The sequence below is a fragment of the Halomarina ordinaria genome, from assembly GCF_030553305.1.
Lineage (GTDB): Archaea > Halobacteriota > Halobacteria > Halobacteriales > Haloarculaceae > Halomarina > Halomarina ordinaria.
The window spans coordinates 61,987-84,035 of sequence record NZ_JARRAH010000003.1 but is presented as its reverse complement, the minus strand read 5'-3'; the positions used below and the strand labels follow the sequence as shown (position 1 = coordinate 84,035).

General features: G+C 69.6%; 18 protein-coding genes. 8 read left to right on the top strand and 10 right to left on the bottom strand.

Annotated features, from left to right (window positions below):
* Positions 1 to 121: 121 nt before the first annotated feature.
* The 3 genes from P1Y20_RS16390 to P1Y20_RS16380 form a co-directional block, all read right to left on the bottom strand.
* The gene (locus P1Y20_RS16390) at positions 122 to 544 is read right to left on the bottom strand and encodes a universal stress protein (protein WP_304449785.1); all 423 of its coding nucleotides are present in this window, start codon (positions 542 to 544) and stop codon (positions 122 to 124) included.
* Between the two features lie 237 nt (positions 545 to 781).
* Entirely contained in the window at positions 782 to 949 is a 168-nt protein-coding gene (locus tag P1Y20_RS16385) for a hypothetical protein (RefSeq protein WP_304449784.1), read from the bottom strand.
* A gap of 318 nt (positions 950 to 1,267) precedes the next feature.
* The gene (locus P1Y20_RS16380; protein ID WP_304449783.1) at positions 1,268 to 1,441 is read right to left on the bottom strand and encodes a hypothetical protein; all 174 of its coding nucleotides are present in this window, start codon (positions 1,439 to 1,441) and stop codon (positions 1,268 to 1,270) included.
* A gap of 499 nt (positions 1,442 to 1,940) precedes the next feature.
* Between P1Y20_RS16380 and P1Y20_RS16375 the strand changes: the two genes are divergently transcribed.
* The 3 genes from P1Y20_RS16375 (at position 1,941) to P1Y20_RS16365 (ending at position 5,582) form a co-directional block, all read left to right on the top strand.
* Positions 1,941 to 2,597 (top strand): helix-turn-helix domain-containing protein, encoded by a 657-nt coding sequence (locus tag P1Y20_RS16375; protein WP_304449782.1) that lies wholly within the window; start codon positions 1,941 to 1,943, stop codon positions 2,595 to 2,597.
* A 126-nt stretch (positions 2,598 to 2,723) separates the two neighbouring features.
* Complete coding sequence (locus P1Y20_RS16370) at positions 2,724 to 4,097, top strand: aminomethyltransferase family protein (RefSeq protein WP_304449781.1); 1,374 nt, start codon at positions 2,724 to 2,726, stop codon at positions 4,095 to 4,097.
* Positions 4,098 to 4,151: 54 nt separating this feature from the next.
* Positions 4,152 to 5,582 carry an FAD-binding oxidoreductase gene (locus tag P1Y20_RS16365; protein WP_304449780.1) on the top strand — a complete coding sequence of 477 codons (1,431 nt, stop codon included), beginning with the start codon at positions 4,152 to 4,154 and terminating at the stop codon, positions 5,580 to 5,582.
* A gap of 10 nt (positions 5,583 to 5,592) precedes the next feature.
* Here P1Y20_RS16365 and P1Y20_RS16360 read toward each other — a convergent pair whose 3' ends face one another.
* The 3 genes from P1Y20_RS16360 to P1Y20_RS16350 form a co-directional block, all read right to left on the bottom strand.
* Entirely contained in the window at positions 5,593 to 6,453 is an 861-nt protein-coding gene (locus P1Y20_RS16360) for a methylenetetrahydrofolate reductase (RefSeq protein WP_304449779.1), read from the bottom strand.
* Between the two features lie 70 nt (positions 6,454 to 6,523).
* Positions 6,524 to 7,534, bottom strand: coding sequence for a DUF8073 domain-containing protein (locus P1Y20_RS16355; RefSeq protein WP_304449778.1), 1,011 nt, complete (start codon positions 7,532 to 7,534; stop codon positions 6,524 to 6,526).
* A 116-nt stretch (positions 7,535 to 7,650) separates the two neighbouring features.
* Positions 7,651 to 8,607 (bottom strand): succinylglutamate desuccinylase/aspartoacylase family protein, encoded by a 957-nt coding sequence (locus tag P1Y20_RS16350; RefSeq protein WP_304449777.1) that lies wholly within the window; start codon positions 8,605 to 8,607, stop codon positions 7,651 to 7,653.
* 145 nt (positions 8,608 to 8,752) lie between these two features.
* Between P1Y20_RS16350 and P1Y20_RS16345 the strand changes: the two genes are divergently transcribed.
* From P1Y20_RS16345 to P1Y20_RS16330, 4 genes are all read left to right on the top strand, one after another.
* Positions 8,753 to 11,317, top strand: coding sequence for a GcvT family protein (locus P1Y20_RS16345; protein WP_304449776.1), 2,565 nt, complete (start codon positions 8,753 to 8,755; stop codon positions 11,315 to 11,317).
* A 200-nt stretch (positions 11,318 to 11,517) separates the two neighbouring features.
* Positions 11,518 to 14,067 carry a GcvT family protein gene (locus tag P1Y20_RS16340; RefSeq protein ID WP_304449775.1) on the top strand — a complete coding sequence of 850 codons (2,550 nt, stop codon included), beginning with the start codon at positions 11,518 to 11,520 and terminating at the stop codon, positions 14,065 to 14,067.
* Positions 14,068 to 14,117: 50 nt separating this feature from the next.
* Entirely contained in the window at positions 14,118 to 15,377 is a 1,260-nt protein-coding gene (gene ilvA, locus P1Y20_RS16335) for a threonine ammonia-lyase (protein ID WP_304449774.1), read from the top strand.
* Positions 15,378 to 15,476: 99 nt separating this feature from the next.
* Positions 15,477 to 15,920, top strand: coding sequence for a universal stress protein (locus P1Y20_RS16330; RefSeq protein ID WP_304449773.1), 444 nt, complete (start codon positions 15,477 to 15,479; stop codon positions 15,918 to 15,920).
* Between the two features lie 58 nt (positions 15,921 to 15,978).
* Here the strand turns inward: P1Y20_RS16330 and P1Y20_RS16325 are convergent, their stop codons facing one another.
* Together P1Y20_RS16325 and P1Y20_RS16320 are read right to left on the bottom strand one after the other, a co-directional pair.
* A complete protein-coding gene (locus P1Y20_RS16325; protein ID WP_304449772.1) occupies positions 15,979 to 16,140 on the bottom strand; it encodes a hypothetical protein in 162 nt (53 codons plus the stop codon).
* Positions 16,141 to 16,190: 50 nt separating this feature from the next.
* A complete protein-coding gene (locus P1Y20_RS16320; RefSeq protein WP_304449771.1) occupies positions 16,191 to 16,607 on the bottom strand; it encodes a hypothetical protein in 417 nt (138 codons plus the stop codon).
* Between the two features lie 397 nt (positions 16,608 to 17,004).
* Between P1Y20_RS16320 and P1Y20_RS16315 the strand changes: the two genes are divergently transcribed.
* Entirely contained in the window at positions 17,005 to 18,756 is a 1,752-nt protein-coding gene (locus P1Y20_RS16315; protein ID WP_304449770.1) for a BCCT family transporter, read from the top strand.
* A 112-nt stretch (positions 18,757 to 18,868) separates the two neighbouring features.
* On the opposite strand, the gene P1Y20_RS16310 is transcribed toward P1Y20_RS16315, so the two are convergent.
* Entirely contained in the window at positions 18,869 to 19,465 is a 597-nt protein-coding gene (locus tag P1Y20_RS16310; RefSeq protein ID WP_304449769.1) for a hypothetical protein, read from the bottom strand.
* 69 nt (positions 19,466 to 19,534) lie between these two features.
* Positions 19,535 to 21,922 (bottom strand): dihydropteroate synthase, encoded by a 2,388-nt coding sequence (gene folP, locus P1Y20_RS16305; protein WP_304449768.1) that lies wholly within the window; start codon positions 21,920 to 21,922, stop codon positions 19,535 to 19,537.
* Positions 21,923 to 22,049 lie beyond the last annotated feature (127 nt).

The window sequence follows — 22,049 nt, the reverse complement described above, 5'->3', positions numbered from 1 at the left end:
CGCCGGAACCTGTGAGGGGTGACAGGTAAATGGTACCGGTTGACACGAATACTGCTCACAAGTATCCACGAGCCGTCACGTCACCCCCCGTCACGGGTCCCGGCGACGGGTCGTCGTCGGTTCACCCGTGCAGCGGCACCGTCGTCACGTGGACGGGGGCGGCGCGAACGACGCGTTCGGTGACGCTCCCGAGGTGGACGAGCCGGTCGATACCGGTCCGTCCGTGGGTCCCCATGACGACGAGGTCGACGTCGTACGCCCCGATGGCGTCGACGATCTCCTCGGCGGGGACGCCCCGGCGGAGGTGCTTCTCGACGGGGACACCGTACTCGTTCCCGAGTTCGTCGACCGCGTCGAGCGCCCGTTCGGCGTCGCGTTCGGCCGCCTCGACGACGAGGTCGTAGTCCGACGCGACGAACCGCGCGTCGATGACGGAGAGCGCGTGGACCGAGGCGTCGAACCGGGTAGCCAGTTCGAGGCCCGTCTCGGCCGCCTCCGCCGCGCCGTCGCTTCCGTCCGTCGGCAGGAGTATCCGCGAGTACATAGGAAACGTTCGTAACCGCCGTGTATAACGGTACCTCTACACACAGAGGACGTTCGTACGGCCGGTGGGGCCCCTGTACGGTGGTGACGGTGACAGCGGTGTCCGTCACGAGGTACCCGACGTTGTGTCGGACCGCCGGCTAGTCGATCGTCGGAACGCGAAGGAACGCGTCGGCGCTCGGTCACGAAGCCGCCGTCGGTCGAGCGCGGCGTATCACCGTCGCGGCCGTCGGTCGATCTACCGGTTGTAGGTGTCCGGAATCAGCACGCGACCGTGACGGCGAAGGAACTTCGTGACGGTCTTCTCGACGACCCCGAAGTTGGGGGGGAGCGAGACGGCGGGGAGATAGATGTCGTTGGTCGTGGAATCGCTGCGTCGAAGATGGCTACGTTTTGCGTTACTCATCTCACTTCTTCCTACTGTCCTGGGCCCCAAAGCCCCTCGCGCGTACACGTACAGGGGTTTATATTCCAGCCTGGCAAACAGTCTCGGACGCAGTTATAATTCGTGAAGGTCTCGACGACAGCCCGTCGAACCGTCTCGGCCAGAACTCAGTGTGAGTGCGTCTCTCACCCGATACCCCGCGATACTCCGGACCGCTCCGGGTCCGGAAACAGTGCGCCGCCCGCCCGCCGGTCGGTGTCCGCACCCGTTCGCCGGCGGAACTACCAGAATTTTGCCATAGTGTCGGGTACCTCGGCCGGTGGGGAGAGCACGTTCGTCTCATCCGCCGGGGTCGTGGTCGAACGCCTCGTCGGCGAGGCCCTCCAGCAGCGTTTTCGCGTCCTCGGTGGTGTCCTCGTCGACATCGTCGATGGCCCCGACGCTGTGTGCGCCACCGTGTACCGTCTCCAGCGCGTTCAGGTTGAGGTTCCCGCCCGGGTCAACGACCGGCAACTGGAGGTCGGCGAAGTTCTCCGGCGGGCCCCCGAAGGAAGACAGGAGGAAGTGGTCGGCGGTCTCGCCGAGGCGTCCCCGAGTAGGGCGGCTCGTGGAGCGCGTAGTCGGTCATCGGTCCGTTCGGTCAGCCTGGCCGGCGGGGTGGCGCCCGAGTTCGTCGGAGAACTGGGCCGCCGGGTCCGTCGCCGCTCCCTCCTCCACCCGCTCGCCGCGCGTCTCCGGCGTGGCCCGGCTCGCGCTGAGACCGGCACCCCGAGAGACGAGCTCCGTCCTGTGCTGTAGCTCGCCGACGAAGGCGCGTGGTTCATTTGAGTCGCCGTCGGCAGTGTCCCGTCGAGGCGCCCGCCCCGGAAGTCGATTATATGAGGGGTCCGGCGAGATGTCGGTGGCCGTCCCCCACCAGTGTATGTAAACGTTATTTATCACCCGGGGTTACTCTCCTGACAGACCGGTCCGCCCGACGCGACGGCGCGTCAGCGGCGGAGGCCACGCCCCCATGTCCATCACAGCGAAAGTCCACGTCAAACACGACCGCATGGCGCTCGTCCCGACCCTGCGGACCCTCGACGACGTCCGGATACGCGTCATCACGCAGGGAACGACCAGCCCCGGGATGACCGTCTTCCCGTTCCTCGTCGAGTACGACGACCGGGCGGCACTCGAGGCCGCCTTCGAGGCCGACGAGACGGTCCACGACTACGAACTCGTCGACTGGACCGACGGGACGGGCATCTACTACATCGAGCACACCCCGGAGACGAAGCTCATCAGCACCGCGGTCACGCGGGCGAACGGTTACCTCGTCCACACGGAGACGCGGGGCAACGGCTGGCTCGTCCGTCTCCTCCTGCCCGACCGGGAGGCGCTCAACGCCGTCTGGACGTACGCGACCGAGAACGACATCACGCTCGACATCGTGGAGATATACGGCAACGAGGACGCCTCCGGCGACCGCTCGTTCGGCCTGACGACCGAACAGAAGGCGGCGCTGCAACTCGCCTACGAGAAGGGCTACTTCAGCGAACCGCGCGACATCTCGCTCAGCGAGGTGGCCGAGGAGATCGGCCTCTCGTCGACGGCGATGAGCGGCCGTCTGCGGCGGGGGATGCGGAACCTCGTCGCCGCCACCATCGCCGACCAGGAGACGGAGTAGTCACCTGGGCGACGGAACGCTCGCCGCCCTGCCGGGGGCGAGGGCGGAGTCTCGACGAGCGCTACATAAACACCATTGATTGTTAACGACCCCTTTTATGTTCGATTGCTAGCGTACTACACGAGTATGCCAGACAACGACGGACACCCGAATCACCCGGGCGTCGACCAGTCTGACCGCGTCCTGCCACGGAACCTGCGCCAGAGCGGCGACCCCGGCATCAGGATGCTTGTCTCGACGCGCGTGCGCAAGTCACCGTTCTTCCACAAGTCGTTCAACGAAGAGGGGGCGTGGCGATGTACGGTGTACAACCGTATCTACCACCCGCGCGGCCTCGTCGAACCCGAAGACGGCGGCGCGATGGCCGAGTACGAGGCGCTGACGAACACGGTGACGCTGTGGGACGTCGCCGTCGAGCGCCAGATCCGCGTGAAGGGTCCCGACGCCGAGGCGCTCACCGACTACGTCATCACCCGCGACGCCACCGCCATCGAACCGATGCACGGCAAGTACGTCATCCTCTGTAACGAGGACGGCGGCATCCTGAACGACCCCGTATTGCTCCGGGTCGCCGAGGACGAGTTCTGGTTCTCCATCTCGGACTCGACGCTCATGCAGTGGCTCCAGGGCGTCAACGTCGGCATGGACTTCGACGTGGAGATCGACGAGATAGACGTCGCGCCGATGCAGATCCAGGGCCCCCGTTCGGAGGACGTCATGCGGGAGGTCGTCGGCGACGAGGTCAGCGACATCCCCTACTACGGCCTGCTGGAGGCGGAGGTCGACGGCTGCGAGGTGCTGGTGAGTCAGACCGGCTTCTCCGGCGAGAAGGGCTTCGAGATCTACGTCCGCGACGCGATGGAGAACGCCGAACGCGTCTGGGACCCGGTCCTCGAAACCGTGAAGGACCACGGCGGGATGCAGATCGCGCCCGGCCACCACCGGCGCATCGCGGCCGGCATCCTCTCGTGGGGCCAGGACATGGACCACGAGACGTCGCCGTTCCAGGTGAACCTCGGCTACCAGGTCCCCGACGAGAAGGAGGGGGACTACATCGGGAAGGAGGCCCTCGAGGAACAGAAGGAGGCCATCGAGAACGGCGAGTACCCGTTCAACCTGAAGCTCGTCGGCCTGAAGATGGCGGGCGAACCCATCCGCGACTACGCGCCCGACTTCTGGCTGGTCTCGGACCCCGAGACGGGTGAGGAGTGCGGCTACATGACCTCGCCGTGGTGGAACCCCGAACTGGAGACGAACATCGGCCTCGGGTTCGTCCCGGCCGACAAACTCCAGGAGGCGACCGACGCGCCGCTCAACGACGCCGTCTACGAGGAGGAACCGGACCTGGAGTTCCAGGTCCACCTCCCCGAGGAGTACGCCGAGGAGGACGACGAACCGGTGTACGCGAAGGTGGCGAAGGTGCCGTTCAAGGAGTCGGTCAACCCGAGCGCCCGCGAACAGGCGAAGCTCCACGCCCGCCAGGACGCGAGCGACGACTGACCGACCGGACCGCTCGACTCACGATTTCTTCGCCGCACGTGGCGAACCAGCGAGATGACCGGAGACACCACCCCCCCGACGACGCGCCTCCCGAGCGCGGCGCTCGACCGGCTCCGGGCGCGCGTCCGCGGCGCGGTGCTCTCCCCCGACGACGACGGCTACGACGACGCCCGGACGGTGTGGAACGCCCGCGTCGACCGGTACCCCGGCGTCGTCCTCCGGTGTGCGGGGGTCGCGGACGTCGTCGCGGGGGTGGACGTCGCCCGCGAGTACGACCTCCCGCTCGCGGTCAAGGGCGGCGGCCACCACGTCTCGGGCAGCGCGGTCTGTGACGACGGCGTCGTCCTCGACCTCGGCCCGATGGACGGGGTGCGCGTCGACCCGGACGCGCGGACGGCGCGGGTCGGGGCGGGCGCCACGTGGGGCGTGGTCGACCACGAGACCCAGGCGTTCGACCTCGCCGTCCCGGGCGGACAGGACCCCGACATCGGCGTCGCCGGGCTGACGCTCGGCGTCGGCGTCGGCTGGCTCAGCCGGGTGTACGGCCTCACCTGCGACAACCTCCTGTCGGCGGACGTCGTCACGGCCGCCGGGGAGTGGGTCCACGCCAGCGAGTCGGAGCACGCGGACCTCTTCTGGGCGCTCCGCGGCGGCGGTGGCGCCCTCGGTGTCGTCACGAGCTTCGAGTTCCGGCTCCACGAGGTGCACGAGGTGTTCGCCGGGTCGCTCGTCTACCCCGCCGAGGAGACCCGGGCGGTGGCACGCCGCTACCGGCGGTTCGTGGCCGACGCACCGCGCGAGGTGCGACTGCTGTTCGGGAGTATGGTCCTCCCCGACTCGACCGTCTATCCCGAGTCGGTCAGGGGGACGCGCGTCGCCATCCTCATCGCCTGCTACGCCGGGTCGCCGGCGGAGGGGTGTCGGGTCCTCGACCCGCTCAGGGCGGCCGGCGACCCCGTCATGGACAGCCTCCGGCCCCGGTCGTACGCGTCGTTCCAGCGCGCCGGCGCGAGCGGCGGGTCCGCGCGAACCCACCTCCGGAGCCAGTACGTCGAGACGCTCACCGACCCGGTCGTCGACGCCATCGCCGAGTTCATCGCGGACGCACCTTCCGAGGGGGCGACGGTGTTCGTCTCGCCGCGGGGCGGCGCCGAGACGGACCCGGCGCCGGACGCGACCGCCTATCCCCACCGGGAGGACGCCCATCACCTCCTCGTCGAGACGCGGTGGAACGACCCCGACCGGGACGACGACCACGTCGCGTGGGTCCGGGCGTTCCACGAGGCGCTCCGGCCACACACGACGGGAGCTGTCCCGCTGAACTTCCTGCCCGACGACGAACCCGAGGCCCGGGTCCGGACCGCCTACGGCGAGAACCGCGACCGACTGGCGGCGGTCAAGCGCGAGTGGGACCCCGGGAACCTGTTCCGGACGGAGCGGAGCGTCGACCCGGCCGGGGAGGACGCGGCCGCCGGGGACGAGTGAGTCGGGTGCGCTACCCCTGGAGGCGGTCGTGGCGCCACTCCTCGGTGTCGGCCGTCTCGTTGAACGTGTAGACGTGGACTCCGCGGATGGCGTAGTGCTCGTCGTTCGCGTACGGCGCCAGCCCGTCGATGAGGTCGTCGGGGCGGTACGTCCCGCGGGACCCGACGAGCTGGCGGACGAACCCGAGGACGCCCGTCGTCTTCTTGAGGAACTTCACGGAGTCGCCGACGCCGACCTTCCGGGATATCTTCAGGAGCCGCTGGTACTTCATCACGCCGGGGATACCCACCTCGACGGGGAGGTCGATGCCCCGCTCGCGGAGGTCCTCGACCCACTCGACGACGGCGTCGGGGTCGTAACAGAGCTGGGTGACGATGTACGTCGCGTACGGCTCCTTCCGTTCCATCGAGTCCATGAGCGTCTTCTCGTCGATGAACGCGTGTCCCTCGGGGTACCCCGTGATGCCGACCTCCTCGAAGGAGTACGACGTCTCCTCCAGTGCGGTGAGCAGGTCGAGCGCCGACTCGAACTCGCCGGCCGGTTCCTCGCGGTCGCCGCCCGGGACGAAGACGTCGGTCACGCCGGCGTCCGTCAGGCGGCGGGCGATGTCCGACAGGTGGTCGCGGTCGGTGACGTAGCGGGCGGCGACGTGCGGGACGACGTCGTACCCGCGGGCCGCGGCCTCCTCGGCGCGCTCGACGGTCCGCTCGATACCGAGTTGTGGTGACGTGGTGATGGCGACGGTGGCGCCCTCGGGGAGGTGCGTTAGCTCGTCGTCGAAGCTCTCGAACGGCATCAGCTCGAAGCGCGCGTCGGCGAGGAGCGCCTCGACCCCCGCCGGCGCGGTCGTGGTCCGTGTTCCCAGGGACATAGGTCGTGTACGGATAGGCCTATCGACACTTGCCTCTGTGGGTGTTCCAGCGAACCCGTTTAAGTACGCGCTACGCCTCGCCGGCGGCACAGCGCCTGATGCGCGTGGCGACCTCCTCGTAGGACGTCCCGCGGTTCGGGCCGTCCGCGACCCGGTGCATCACGAGGTCGAGCAGGTCGAGCTGCCGCAGGAGTTCGACCGTCGGCCGGCGGTCGAGGTCGAGTTTCCGCTGCACCTCGAAGACGGAGACGGAGTCGACGACGGCCTCGACGACGTCGGACAGTTCGACCTCCTCGGGGAGACCGACGCCGTCGGCCACCAGCCGTTCGTCGGGGAGCGACTCGCGGTCGTCCGTCGTCGGGCCCGGGTTCCGGTCCGGGTCGGAGTCCGTGGTCGGGTCCCCCCCGCCGTCGCCGGGGTGCGCGCTCGCGTCCCCGTCGGGAGACGGTCCCTCGTCCCCGGTCGACGTGGCGTACGACACCGGGTCGTGGACGCCGGCCTCTATCATGTACCGCCGGACCGTCTCCGCGGCGACGTCCATCTCGATACGCCGGCTCATCTCCGAGAAGGTGTCGCAGGCCTCGTAGAGCGCCCGGAGGTAGTCGGTGTCCTCGTACGGCGGGAGCGATTCGTCGCGAACGGCCTCGAGCGCGGCCGTGTCCGGAGCGACGTCGTCCCCGCGGTCGCGTGGGGCGTCGTTCTCGTCGATACCCTCGTCGACCGCCGCGGGGTCGACAGTGAGGTCGACCGTCAGGACGACCTCCTCGTCGGTGACGCCGACGGCCCGCGTCGCCATCGAGACGGCCTCCGTCGCGGCGGGCGGGAGGTCGAGGAGGTCCGCCGCCGAGAACTCCACCTGGAGTCGGTCGCCCTCGGTCAGCGTCGCCGTCCGTGGGGGGAGTGCCGGCCGCGTCCCCCCACCGACCGCCGAGCAGAGCGACACCGCGACGTCCATCGTCGCGCAGAGGCACTCCCCACCCGCCTCGCGCGTCGCCACCTCGACCCGCCGCACCGACCGCCCCCGCGACTCGTACCGCTCGACGATTCGCGAGAGGACGTCGAAGGAGGTTCGTAGTCCCATAGTCTTGTTAACTAGCGACACATCGAGGTTCATAACGATATGTCAGGAATAGCCAACCCATTGAAGTCAGTTCACATGGCTCACCCGCCGCAGCGGCCATCAGCGTGCGGAATGGCTTATCCCTCGACGGGCGTGGCGACGCCGGCGAGGCGCTCGCCCGCGACGACGACCGCCTCCCGGGCGAGGGAGTAGAGGACGCCCGACGACCCGACCGTCACGGTCTGGAGCCGTTCGAACGACGACGGACAGAAGACCGCCCCCAGTTCGTCCCCGGCGTCGACGCGGTCGCCGACGCTCACGTCCGGGCGGAGTTCGAACAGCCCCGACGACGCGGCGCGGGGCGACGCCGCGTCGTCCTCGAGGACGGCGGGCGACGGCGTCGAGACCGGGGAATCGGGGAGGACGTCCAGTTCCCGGAGGACGTTCCACACGCCGTCGGCGCCGGCGTCGGCGGCCGAGTGCGCCACCGTCCGACTGTTCGCGAGTTCCGCCGTGACCGCCGGGATGTCCGCCCGTACCGCCGCGGCCCGCAACTTCCCGCCGCCGTCCTCCATCGCGTTCGCCCGGTCTGCGAGGAGGTACTCCGAACCGAACGCCTCCGCGAGCGCCCGCGACTCGGGGGCCTCCGGCCGGAAGCGGACGTGTTCGAGGGTGTCCGCGGTCCCCGTGTGCAGGTCGACGACGGCGTCGGCCTCGCGCACCAGCTCCCACAGGCGGGCCGCCAGGCGCTCCTGGAGGCTCCCGCCGTCGTCGCCGGGCCACACGCGGTTCAGGTTCGGGTTCAGCGCGTCGTACGCCGCCGGCGTCAGGTACGACCGGTGGTCGAACGCCAGCGGGTTCGCGACGGGGACGACGACGACGGTCCCCGCCACAGTCCCGGAGACGAGGCGCCCGTGGAGGCGCCGGAGCGCCGCCGCCCCGTTGAGTTCGATGCCGTGCTGGGCGGCCTGGACGTGGACGGTCGGCCCGTCGCCCCCGACGTACCGGTGGACGGTGACGCCCACCTCGGCCCCCGAGGGGAGGCGACCGAGGCGCCGGTCGGCCGTGGTGTGCGTGACCGGTTCGTACTCCATACGCCCCCCAGCGGACCGACCGTCAAAAGCGCCGGGCACGGCGGTGTGCCCGTTCCTCGACCTACCAGCGTTCGGACGAATCGAGGAACCCGCCGGGTGGGGCGAAACTATATCCCGCCGCCGGGGCCACCTCCCAAGCGGATTCATGGACACCACCGATAGCGTGCCGACCGAAGCCGGTACCGTCGTCGTCGGGGCCGGTATCGTCGGCTGCAACCTCGCGTACCAGTTGACGGCCCTCGGCCGCGACGACGTCGTCGTCGTCGACCAGGGACCGATGCCGACGACGGGGGGCTCGTCGACGCACGCCCCGGGCATCATGTTCCAGACGGCCGAGGACAAGATACTCACCAAGTTCGCCGACTACAGCCGACAGCTGTACTCGGACCTGGAGGGGGCGGACGGCCAGCAGGCGTACAAGGAGGTCGGGGGCATCGAGGTCGCTCGAACGGAGGAGCGGATGGACTTCCTCCAGCGCCGCGTCGAGAACGCCACGGCGTGGGGTATCGACGACCCGCAACTGCTCTCGCCGGCGGAGGTGGTCGAGCACCTCCCGCTCGTCGACGAGGAGCAGATTCTCGGGGGCTACTACTCGCCCACCGACGGGCAGGCCTCCGGCGTCGTCGCCTGCGACGCGCTGGCGCGGGCGGCGATGGACCGCGGCGCGACGTTCGTCCCGCACACCCGGACCGAGGACGTCGTCGTCGAGGACGGGTCGGTCGTCGCCGTGGAGACCGAACACGGACGCATCGACTGCGACGAGGTGGTCGTGGCGACGAACATCTGGGCGCGGCAACTGGGCGAGCGACTCGGCGTCCACCTCCCGGTGGCGCCGGTCGAACACCAGTACACGATGACCGAACCGCTCGAGGAGCTGTCGGCGAACGCGGCCGACGTCACCGACCACCCGCTGTTCGAGCAGTACGAGAACGTCTCCGGCGAGAAAGCCACACGACTGCTCGCGTCCCCCGACCGGCCCATCCTGCGCGACCAGGACAACGCGATGTACTTCCGGACCCACGGGGACGCCTACGGCATCGGCTCGTACAACCACGAGCCGGTCGTGCCGGACCCCCGCGAACTGGGCGGCAACGACCCCGACGGCAACCAGGCGTCCGTCCACGACTTCACGGAGCACCACCTGGAGACCGCCACCCACCCGGACCGCCCGGACAAGGCGCCCCGGCAGGCCAGCGACGAACTCATCCCCGCCACGGCGGGGAAGGACCTCGAGCACAGGTACAACGGGATGTTCGCGGAGTCGCCCAACGGCCTGCCGGTCATGGGGCCGGTCCAGGGCTACGACGGCCTCTGGACGGCGGCCGCCATCTGGATCACCCACGCCGGCGGCGCCGGGAAGGCCCTCGCCGAGTGGATGGTCAACGGGACGCCCAGCCTGCCCGACGGCCCCATCGACCTCGGCCACGCCGACGTCAACCGCTTCGACGCCCACGAGGGGAGCTGGGACTTCACCCGCGACATCGGCGGCGAGGAGTACCGTATCGTCTACAACATCGTCCACCCGAAGTGGGTCTGGGAGGGCAAACAGCGCGACATCCGGCGGACGCCGATGTACCACTCCCACGTCGCGGCCGGCGGCGAGATGTGGGCGGAAGCCGGCTGGGAGGCGCCCCAGTGGTTCGAGTCGAACGCCGACCTCGTCGAGGAGTACGGCGAGCGCATCCCCGACCGCGAGGGGTGGGAGGCCACCTACTGGTCGCCCATCGAGGGCGCGGAGGCGCTCCACGTCCGCGAGAAGGTCGGCCTCCACGACATGACCCCGTTCAACAAGATGGAGGTCGTCGGCGAGGGGGCCGGCGCGTTCGTCCAGCGCCTGTGTACGAACGACGTGGACCTCGACGTCGGCGGCGTGCGCTACACGCTGATGTGCAACGAGGCGGGCGGCGTCCGCGCCGACATCACCGTCACGCGCACCGGCGAGGAGCGCTACCTCCTGTTGACGACCGGCCGCGAGGTGGGCAACAACCACGTCGCCTGGGTGCGCGAGCACGCCCCGGAGGGCGTCCACGTCAACGACGTCACCTCCAGCCTGGCCGCGATGGTCTGTACCGGCCCCGAAGCGCGCAACGTCCTCTCTGCGGTGACCGACGTCGACCTCTCGGACGACGCCTTCCCGTTCTTCACGAGCCAGCAGTTCTTCGTGCGGAACGTCCCCGTCACCGCGCTGCGGGTCTCCTACGCCGGGGAACTCGGCTGGGAGTTCTACACCCCCTCCGAGTACGGCGAGACGCTCTGGGAACACCTCGTGGAGGCCGGCGAGGAGTACGACCTCAGACCCTACGGTAACGGCGCGCTGAACGCCCTGCGCATCGAGAAGGGGTTCCGGCTGTGGGGCGCGGACCTCGACACCGAACAGACCCCCTACGAGGCCGGCCTCGGCTGGGCCGTCGACATGGACACCGACTTCATCGGGAAGGAGGCGCTCGAAGGGGGGGCCGAGGACCTCCGCCAGAAGGTGGCCTGCCTCACCCTCGACGACGAGGAGGCGGTCGTCATGGCCGACCGCCCCGTCCTGAAGGACGGCGAGGCCATCGGCTACGTCCACAGCGCGGAGTACGGCTACACCGTCGGCGCCTGCGTCGCCTACACGTACCTGCCGCCGGAGTACGCGGAACCGGGGACCGAGGTCGAGGTCCTCTACGAGGGCGAGCGGTACGCGGCGACCGTCCGCGAGGAACCGCTCGTCTGAGCCCGGGCGACCCCGTCGCATAACATCCCTGTCATACTGTGGTTCGCCCGCCCGTCACGGGAACGCCACGGTCGTCGCGGGCGGTCAGCCCTCATCTCTCGTATTCGAGCCTCTGAGATGGCGAGACGTGCGATTACCGGTTCGGGTCGTGGCCCCCACCGGTGTACTTATGATACTGATAGACCGCAGTACGGGGTGACATGAGTTCCACGGACCTCCCGTCGCGAGCGGAGACCGTCGTCATCGGTGCCGGTGCCGTCGGCTGTAGCGTCGCCTACCACCTCTCGGAGCTCGGCGCCGAGGACGTGGTCGTCGTCGACCAGGGGCCGCTACCGGTGACCGGCGGGTCGTCGGTCCACGCCCCGGGCATCATGTTCCAGACCTCGCCGTCGAAGCTCCAGACGAAGGCGGCCTACTACACGAGTCGCCTGCTCTCGGAGATGGGGGCGTACGACGAGGTCGGGGGCATCGAAGTCGCCCGCAGCGAGGAGCGGATGGACTTCCTCCAGCGCCGCGTCGAGAACGCCACCGCCTACGGCCTGCCGGACCCGCAACTGCTCTCGCCGGCGGAGGTGGTCGAGCACCTCCCGCTCGTCGACGAACAGGAGATACTGGGCGGGTACTACTCGCCCACCGACGGCCGCGTCGACGGCATCGCGGCGCTCCAGTGGTACGTCGAGCACACGGACGCCGCGTTCTACGGCGACACGACGGTGACCGACCTCGACGTGGCCGGCGGCGAGGTTCGAGCCGTCGAGACCGACCGCGGCCGCGTCGAGTGCGACCGCTGCGTCGTCGCGACGAACAACTGGGGCTACCAGACGGGCCGGATGGCCGGTCTCGACCTCCCCATCGCGCCGGTCGAACACCAGTACGTCGTCACCGAACCGCTCGCGGAACTCGAAGGGACCGGGGGGTCGGTCGGCGACAACACCGCCGGCCTCGACGTCCCCGGGAACCGCGACATCCAGGAGTACATGAGCGAGGGACCGCACCAGCCCGTCGGGCGCGACCAGGACAACTCGCTCTACTTCCGCACCCACGGCGACTCCCTCGGGATGGGGTCGTACAACCACGAGTCGCTGTCGGTCGACCCCGAGGCGATGGGGGCGAACAGCGAGGAGCGACAGGCGTCGGTCCGCGGCTTCACGAGGGAACACTGGGAGCGCCCGACCCACCCGAACCGCGAGAAGTCGGCCAAGCAGGCGTTCGACGAACTCCTGCCGGCGTCGGCGGACGCGGAGTACGCCGTCACCGAGAACGGCATCTTCGTGTTCACGCCCGACGGGATGCCGGCGGTCGGTCCCACGACCGTCGACGGCCTCTGGAGCGCCCTCGCCATCTGGTGGACGCACTCCGGCGGGTACGGCCGCATCGTCGCCGAGTGGATGGAGAACGACGTCCCCCGCCTGCCGTCGGGACCGGTCGACACGGGGAGCGTCCACGTCCGCCGGTTCGAACCCCACGCCGGCGAGAAAGACTACTTCGTCGACCGCGGGGCGAAGCGCTACGAGCAGGTGTACTCCATCGTCGAACCGCGCTGGCAACCCGAGGACCACCGCGGCCTGCGGACGAGTCCGTTCCACCACCACCAGCGGGAGCTGGGGGCGCACTTCGTCCAGAGCGGTGGGTGGGAGAGCGCCCAGTGGTACGACTCGAACGCGGACCTCGTCGAGCGCTACGAGGACCGCATCCCCGAACAGGACGGCTGGCAGGGCATCAACCGCTCGCCCATCGAGGGCGCCGAACACCTCCACACCCGCGAGCACGTCTCGCTGTTCGACATGACGTCGTTCAGTTCCATCGTGGTCTCGGGGGAGGGGAGCGAGGCGTTCCTCCAGCGGATGTGTACGAACGACGTGGCCATCGACGTCGGGCAGGTGCGTTACTCCCTCCTGTGCAACGAGGGGGGCGGCATCCTCGCGGACGTCACCGTCGTCCGCCTCGGGGACGAGGAGTACATGGTCACGACCGGCGGCGGGAACTCGCCGGGCATCCACGGGACGTGGTTGCGCGAACACGCCCCCGAGACCGTCTCGGTCCACGTCGAGGAGGGCGCGAAGTCCACTATCGGGCTGTGGGGACCGAAGGCGCGCCTCCTCCTCCAGCGGTGTACAGACGCCGACGTCTCGAACGACGGCCTCCCCTACTTCCGCGCGAAACGGCTCTACGTCGGTGAGGTGCCCGTCGTCGCGCTCCGGGTGTCGTACGTCGGGGAACTCGGCTACGAACTGTGGGCGCCGACGGAGTACGGCTCGCGCCTCTGGGAGACGCTGTGGGAGGCGGGCGACGACCTCGGCGTGCGACCGATGGGCGGGGGCGCGCTGGAGTCGATGCGCCTGGAGAAGGGCTACCGCCTCTGGGGGACCGACATCGACACGGACGCCAACCCCTACGAGGCGGGCCTGCCGTTCGCCGTCGACACGGACACCGACTTCGTCGGGAAGGAGGCGCTCGAAGCGGCGCGCGAGGCGGGCATCGACACCCGCGTCACGCCCCTCACCCTCGACGACTCGACGGACGTCGTCCTGAGCGGCCGGCCCGTCCTGAAGGACGGCGAGGCCATCGGCTACGTCCAGGCGGGCGACTTCGGCTACGCCATCGGGGAGTCCATCGCCTACACGTACGTCCCGAGCGAGTACGCCGAGGCGGGGACCAGCGTCGAGGTCCTGTGCGAGGGCGAGACCTACGCCGCGACCGTGCGCGACGAACCGCTGTTCGACCCCGGCCGGGAGAAGATACTCCGGTGAGCACCGTCCGACGACCGACCGCGAACTGACCCGACCTCGACTCCACGACCATGACCGACACCGACGCAGACACCGACACAGACGAACTCCCCGTCCAGTACAGCGACATCGAGCGCGCGCGCACCCGTCTCGACGACGACACGGTCGTCAAGCGCACGCCGGTCGAACTCAGTTCGTCGCTCGGCGGGTTCGTCGACGCGACGGTGTACCTGAAGATGGAGCACCTGCAGTGGACGGGGTCGTTCAAGACCCGCGGTGCGTACAACAAGATACGGCAGGACGTCGACCGCGGCGTCGAGTCGTTCGTGGCCGCCAGCGCGGGCAACCACGCCCAGGGTGTCGCGCTCGCCGCGACGAAGTGCGGCGCTGAGTCGACCATCTACATGCCGGAGACGGCGCCGCAGGCGAAGGTCGACGCGACGCGGGGGTACGGCGCGACGGTCGAACTCGTCGGCAAGGACTTCCAGGAGACGATGGCCCACGCGAAGGCGGCGGTCGAGGAGACGGACGCCGAGTTCGTCCACGCCTACGACGACCCGGACATCATCGCCGGGCAGGGGACGCTCGGCACCGAGATGTACCACGACTGTCCCGACGTCGACACGGTCCTCGTCCCCATCGGCGGGGGCGGCCTCATCTCCGGTATCTCGACGGCCATCAAACACCTCTCGCCGGAGACGCGCGTCGTCGGCGTCCAGGCCGCCGGGGCACAGACGGTCCACGAGAGCCTCGACAAGGGGATTCCGGTGACCCTCGACGAGGTCAACACCATCGCCGACGGCATCGCCACCGGCGGCATCTCCGAGACGACGCTGCGCATCATCCGGCGCAACGTCGACGAGGTCGTCACCGTCACGGACACCGAGATCGCCCGCGCCATCCTCCTGTTGCTCGAACGGGCGAAGCAGGTCGTCGAGGGGGCGGGCGCGGCGTCGGTGGCCGCGCTCCTGGGCGGCGACGTCGACGTGGCCGGCGAGACGGTGATGCCGCTGCTCTGCGGGGGGAACCTCGACATGACGCGTCTCCAGACAGTCCTGGTCCACGCACTGACCGCGCGCCAGCAGCTCCTGCGCCTCCGTATCCGCATCGACGACCGGCCGGGGACGATGGAGGAGATCGCCGGCATCGTCGCCGACTACGGCGCGAACATCCACGACGTGCGCCACGACCGGTCGGTCGACAACCTCGAGATCGGCGAGGCGTACCTCGTGTTCAGGGTCGAGACCAGCGGCGCGGAACACGCCGCGGCCATCGTCGACGCCGTCGAGTCGGCGGGCTACTCCGTCGAGAACATCGCGGCGACCATCTGACGACCGTCTCGGCTCGACCCCGCGTACGGCCGTGCAGACGGTGCGAGACGTGGTAACTTATTTCACGACACGTTCGGAACTCCGACTGGGGTGTCACACATGTACGAACACCTACTCATCCCGTACGACGGGAGCGACGAGGGGCGCAAAGGTGCTCTCCACGGAATCGAACTCGCCGCGGCGCTCGACGCGGACGTCCACGCGATCTACGTCATCGAGTTACCGGGGGCGCCGCGCGCGCTGTCGATCCGGGACGACGAGGAACAACTGCGCAGGGAGTACCGCGAGTACGGGGAGGAGATCCTCTCGGAGATCTGCGACGCGGCGACCAGCCGGGGCGTCGACTGCCACCGCGACATCCTCAGCGGGTCGGTGAGCGACCGCATCGTCGAGTACGCGGACGAGGAGGGGATGGACGCCATCGTGATGGGCTCCGCCTACCGCGGGAAGATCGGCACGCTCCTCGGAGGGACGACCGACAAGGTGGTCCGGACCGCGACGGTTCCCGTCGTCTCACAGCGTATGGGGGTCGACGAACTGTAACGGGACCCGGCCGCGACGTCGCTCCCCCGACGACGTGTCCGTCTGCCCCGTCGGTCGCTCAGCGGGAGACGAGTCGCGTCTCCCGGAGGTAGATGAGGACGCTCGCGCTCATGAAGCAGGCGCCAGCGACGGCGAAGTCGCCGGTCGTCATCGTCACCAGGGCCACGCCGAACAGGACGACCACCAGCGCCGCGGCGACCGTCGCCGGTACGTTGACCATACCGGCGGTAGCGCGACGGTGACCGTAAATCATGGCCTCGTGTCGACACCTCAGAAGGAGTGGCCGAACTCCCAGTGGTACTGACACCCTGGACAGGTCGCCCACTCGGGGACGTCGAAGACGTTGGGGTGGCGTCGACCGTGACGCATCCGGTCCGCGCAGACCGGACAGCGCAGGTAGACGAGCTCCAGTCGAGAGAACTCCCGGTAGGAGAACGTGGCGACGCACTCCGGGCAGTCGAGGTCGTCGTGCGGGTTGCGCTGATTGATTCCGGCGCCGCACCGCGAACACCGCACCCGTGCGGGCGGCCGTCGACCCCACCCCGTGTCGCCGTCGACCGTGCTCGTGTGCGCGTCGGGAATCGAGAGCTGAAACCGCCTCGCGTCCGGGTCCTTCCGGAGCGGGTCGACGACCAGTTTGGCGACCCGCTTGAGCCGGTCAAACACGACAGATAGTCTATCTGTCATTACGTGTTGTAGGGGCTCCAGTGGCTTAACTCACCGTCGGACCCGGCACGTTCACCGGGTTTCCCGGTCGAATCGCCCCCGGGTGAGTCCGTCGTTTCGGCCAGCACTCCGGACCCTGAATCGAACGGAACGTCGGCGCCGTGCGCCGGTTTTCGACCGTTTTTCGCCGGGAGCGGCGGCGGTCACCGCTGCCCAAATTTTATTATACTTAACCGCCTGGTTCTGTATGACGGTGCGATAACACTACGCACACGTACGACCCACGGCCAGGATCGGCGACGTGACGGGTCGTCACGCTCGTGATGTCCGGCCGGGACCGTTCGGTGAGCAACCCACAGATGGGGGAAAACGGACATGAACACACGCGAATCGCGGTTTCGTACGGAGGGGGTAACGCATGGCAGACACTGACGAGATGACGGGGGAGATGTCGGACGGTCTCCAGGTGGAACTGTTCCACCCGGACTCCGACCGGGAGGTCGGGGACACGAACATCGAGCGGTGGGGGTTCGACGTCCACCCGGTCGTCTTCCCGGTCGCGCTGCTCCTGATCGGGGTGTTCGTCGCGGTGACCATCCTGCTCGGGAGCGACGCCGCGGCGGCGTACGCGGCCGTCAGGGGCTTCTTCGAGGGGACCTTCGGCTGGTTCTACCTCCTCGTGGTGAACGTCTTCATCCTGACTATCCTCTACTTCGCCTTCGGCAAGTACGGGACCATCCGCATCGGCGGCGTCAAAGCCGAGAAGGAGTTCAGCGACTTCGCCTGGATGGCGATGCTGTTCAGCGCGGGGATGGGCATCGGGCTGATGTTCTTCAGCGTCTCGGAACCGCTCGAGTACTTCGGCAACGTGCCGGGCTACTACGGTGTCGAGGCGGGGACCGGCGCGGCGGCGTCCGTGGCGCTGGCCCAGACGTTCTTCCACTGGGGTTTCCACCCGTGGGCCATCTACGGACTGGTCGGCCTCGGGCTGGCGTTCTTCTCGTTCAACCGGGGGCTCCCCCTCACCTTCCGCTCCATCTTCTGGCCGCTGCTGGGCGACCGCATCTACGGCTGGCCGGGACACGTCATCGACCTGGTGACGGTCTTCGCCACGCTGTTCGGCCTCGCGACGTCGCTCGGACTCGGGGTCGCCCAGGTCAACGGCGGCATCTCGTACGTCGGCGGCGACATGCTCGGCATCATCTCCGTCCCGGAGGCGACCTGGGTGCAGATACTGCTCATCGCCGGCATCACCGCCATCGCGACGGCGTCCGTCGCGGCGGGCCTCGACGGCGGTGTCAAGCGTCTGAGCACGTTCAACCTCTACCTGATGTTCCTCCTGCTCGGGTTCCTGATGGCCGTCGGCCCGACCGTCTACATCTTCAGCTCCTGGGTCCAGGGGCTCGGGGCCTACTTCAGCAACCTGCCGGCGTTGTCGTTCTACACGGGCGCGCAGGGCGGCGGGGCCGCCACGGTCCAGGGATGGACCATCTTCTACTGGGCGTGGTGGATCGCGTGGTCGCCGTTCGTCGGGATGTTCATCGCGCGCATCTCGAAGGGCCGGACCGTCCGCGAGTTCGTCATCGGCGTGCTGTTCCTGCCCAGCCTGTTCTCGACCATCTGGCTGTCGACGTTCGGCGGCAGCGCGCTGTTCAACTCCCTCAACGGGAACGGTGCCGCGCTCGCCGCCTACAACGATGCGGGCCAGACCATCGCCATGTTCGCCATGCTGGAGCAGTTCCCGCTCGGGGCGGTCTCCGGCATCCTGGCGACGTTGCTCGTCATCACGTTCTTCGTCACCTCCTCGGACTCGGGGTCGCTCGTCGTCGACCACCTCACCTCGGGTGGGAAACACGACGTCCCGAAGGCCCAGCGCATCTTCTGGGCGGTGACCGAGGGCGCCGTCGCGGCGCTCCTGCTCTGGGGCGGCGGGCTCGCGGCGCTCCAGACCGCGTCCATCGCGACCGGCTTCCCGTTCGCCGTCATCCTGCTGGTGATGTGTTACACGGTCTACCTCGGGCTCGACAACGAGTACGAGATCCTCGAATCCGAGGAGTTCGCCGAACGCATCCAGGACATCACCGAGCGTGGCGAAGTGGAGGTGGTCACGAGTGGCAGCGACGTGGTGACCGACGTGAAAGGGGGTGGAACCGCGGAGGGCGACGACTGACCCCGACGGCCGTACCGACCGCCGTGGACGGACCGCCGTCCGCGGACTCGCACGCTTCTCACGCTTCTCCCTCGCTTTCGCTTCCGACTACCGCCGCCAGTGACCGACGGGGCTAGCCCTCGCCGGACTCGGTGGCGTCGCGATGAATCCACCGGCGGGTCGGGCCACCGACGCCGACGCCGGCGATGCCGAACCAGACGACGAGCGCGAGCCCGAACGGGAAGACCAGCCAGACGAGCGCCCCGACGGCGCCGACCCCCACCAGCCCGAGCCACGGGTCGCGGCCGCCGACGGCCGTCGTGAGCCACGTCCCGGCGACGACGAACCCGAGGCCGGCGAGCGACAGCAGGAGGACGGCGAGGACGCTGCCGACGAGCGTCGCGACGGCGGGACTGACGACACCGAGACGGGCCAGTTGGCTGTACGCGTAGCCGACGAGGAAGACCGCGAGACCGTAGGCGGCGAGGCCGTAGAGCGCCGAGACGAGCGGGTTGGCCGCAGTCGCGTCGACGGCCTCGTCGAGACGGCCGCCGTACCGATAGAGGACGGCCCCGCCGAAGACGAGGGTCGACAGGAACGCCGCAACCGCACGGGTCGGTCCCGGCGTGGCGAGGGCCGACGGGAGGTCGACCGCCTGCAACGGGAGCTGTGGAAGGGGGACTGGTCCCTCGAGTCCGTGGACACCGAGGAGGTCGTCACCGACGGTCATCGGTCGGAGTGTGGCGCGTCGTTCGGGGGGCGATACGTTCGGAGGCGTTCGGCGTCGAACACCGGTCCATCACTGGCCTCGCGCCTCGGCGACCGTCCTGACCACCGCCGCGTTCTCGGCGACGTCGTGTACTCTGACGACGTCCACCCCCCGCTCGGCCGCCAGCGCGGTGACCGCGAGCGTCGGCGGGAGGCGCTCGCCGCCCGGACAGCCGACGCGGTCGAACATCGACTTGCGGGAGTGGCCGACCAGGAGGGGACAGCCGAGGGCCCGGAACGCGCGGAGGCGGTCGACGAGTTCGAACGACTCGGCCGCGCGCTTGCCGAACCCGAGGCCGGGGTCGACGACGATGCGTTCGCGGTCGACGCCCGCCCGTTCGGCGAGCAGGACCCGCTCTCCGAGGTCGCGGAGCACGTCGTCGACCACGTCGTCGTACGTGACGCGCCGGTCGGGGTCGACGGGCGCCGACACGCTGTGGGTCAGGACCAGTGCGGCGTCGTGGTCGGCCACGACGAACCGCATCGCCGGGTCGGCGAGGCCGGAGACGTCGTTGACGACGGACGCCCCCGCGTCGAGCGCGGCGCTCGCGACCGCTGCCCGCCGCGTGTCGACGGAGACCGGGACGCCGAGGTCGGAGACGGCCTCGACGACCGGCACGACGCGCGAGCGCTCCTCCTCGACGGGGACGGGGTCGGCACCCGGCCGCGTGCTCTCGCCCCCGACGTCGACGACGTCGGCGCCGGCGGCGACCAGTTCCCGCGCCCGGGCGACCGCCGCCTCGAACTCGTCGTACTCGCCGCCGTCGTGGAAGCTGTCGGGCGTGACGTTCAGGACGCCCATCACGGCCGTTCGACGGCGGTCGTTGCCGAACGGGTTCGCGGGGGGCGGGTCGAGCGCAGCGTCCACCTGTCGCGCGACCGACCCCAGCCCGTGGCCCTCGCCGGAGAGGTCGGCGGCGAGCTCGCGGAGGCAGGGGACGGTTCCCCCGAGGGCGACCGCCTCGAGGCCCTCGGGGGCGCCGACGGCGGAGCGAACGCACTCCCCGCCGAGCGCATCGAGCCGTTCCGCGACGCGCTCGGCCTGCTCGCGTCGCAGGCGTGTCTCGAACGTCCGGTGGTCGAGCGTCTCGCGCGCCACTTCCGGGAACCGCCCACCGGCGAGGGGGGGCCGGGGCGACGTCCGGTCGTTCGGGACGACCAGCCGTGTCCACCGGTCGCGCGCCTCGGCGACGGCGTACAGCGACCCGGTGACGAGCACGAAGTCGGTGGGGGCCGCCGCCTCGACCGCACGGTCGGTCGCCTCCGGGACGGACGGGACCGCCTCGATGTGCGTCGCGTGGCCCTCGAAGACGTCCGCGAGCGTGTCGACGCTCGCCGCCCGGTCGACCTCGGGGCGGGTGACGAACGCGGTGTCGACCGGTGGGAGCGCCTCGACCATGCCGGCGTGGTCCTTGTCGGACATCGCCCCGAAGACGACGTGCAGGTCGTCGTAGTCGTAGCGCGCCAGCAGGTCGCGGAGCGTCGCCGTCGCCGCCGGGTTGTGCGACCCGTCGAGGACCACCCACGGCTCTCGCTCCACGACCTCGAACCGACCGGGCCAGGTGGCCCGCCGGAGGCCGTCGGCGACCGTCGACTCGTCGACGTCGGCGACCTGCCGGGCCAGCGTCGCGGCGATTCCCGCGTTCGTCGCCTGGTGGCGCCCGAGCAGCGAGAGCTGTGTCTCGAGCGCCCAGTCCGGGCCGGTGACGGCGACGTCGCTCTCGACGGCCGAACGCATCCCCGTCTCGACCGCGACCACGTCGGCGTCGCGCTCCCCGACGGTGAGTACGTCCGTCTCGCCCCGAACCGCGTCGAGGGCCGCACCCGTCGCGCCGGTGACGAGCGGTCTCCCCTCTGGCGCGACCTGCGCCTTGTCGCGGGCGATTGCCTCGACGGTGTCGCCGAGCAGGTCGGTGTGCTCCAGGGAGACGCTCGTCACCGCGCTCGCCACCGGCGAGACGACGCTCGTCGCGTCGTAGCGCCCGCCGATACCCACCTCCAGCACCGCCACGTCGACGTCCTGACGGGCGAAGTGGTGGAGCGCGAGGGCGGTGAGCACCTCGAAGTGCGTCGGGGCGTCGTCCTCGGCTCGGAGCGCTTCGATGCACGGTTCGAGGCGTTCGACGGACGTCGCGAGGTCGCGGCGCGCGACGGGTCGGCCGTCGACCGTCACCTGCTCGCGGAGGTCGGTGAGCTTCGGCGAGGTGAACAGACCGACGCGCACGCCCGACGTGCGGAGGACGCTCTCCAGCAACCGGGCGGTGCTCCCCTTCCCGTTCGACCCCGCCACCTGCACGCAGTCGAGGTCCTCGTGCGGGTCGCCGAGGTGCGAGAGGAGTCGGGCGGTCGTCGCCGTCCCGAACTTCGGTCGTCGTCGCTGGAGGGCGTGTATCGACGCGACCGCCTCGTGGTACTTCATGGCACATGTCCGCGCGGGCGACTCCATTAAGCTGTCGTCGAACGGACGCGAGCACCTCAGTCGATGGCGATTTCCGGACTGTCGAGCGGTCCCTGCGGCGAACCTCGAACTATCGAATTTTCCGCAT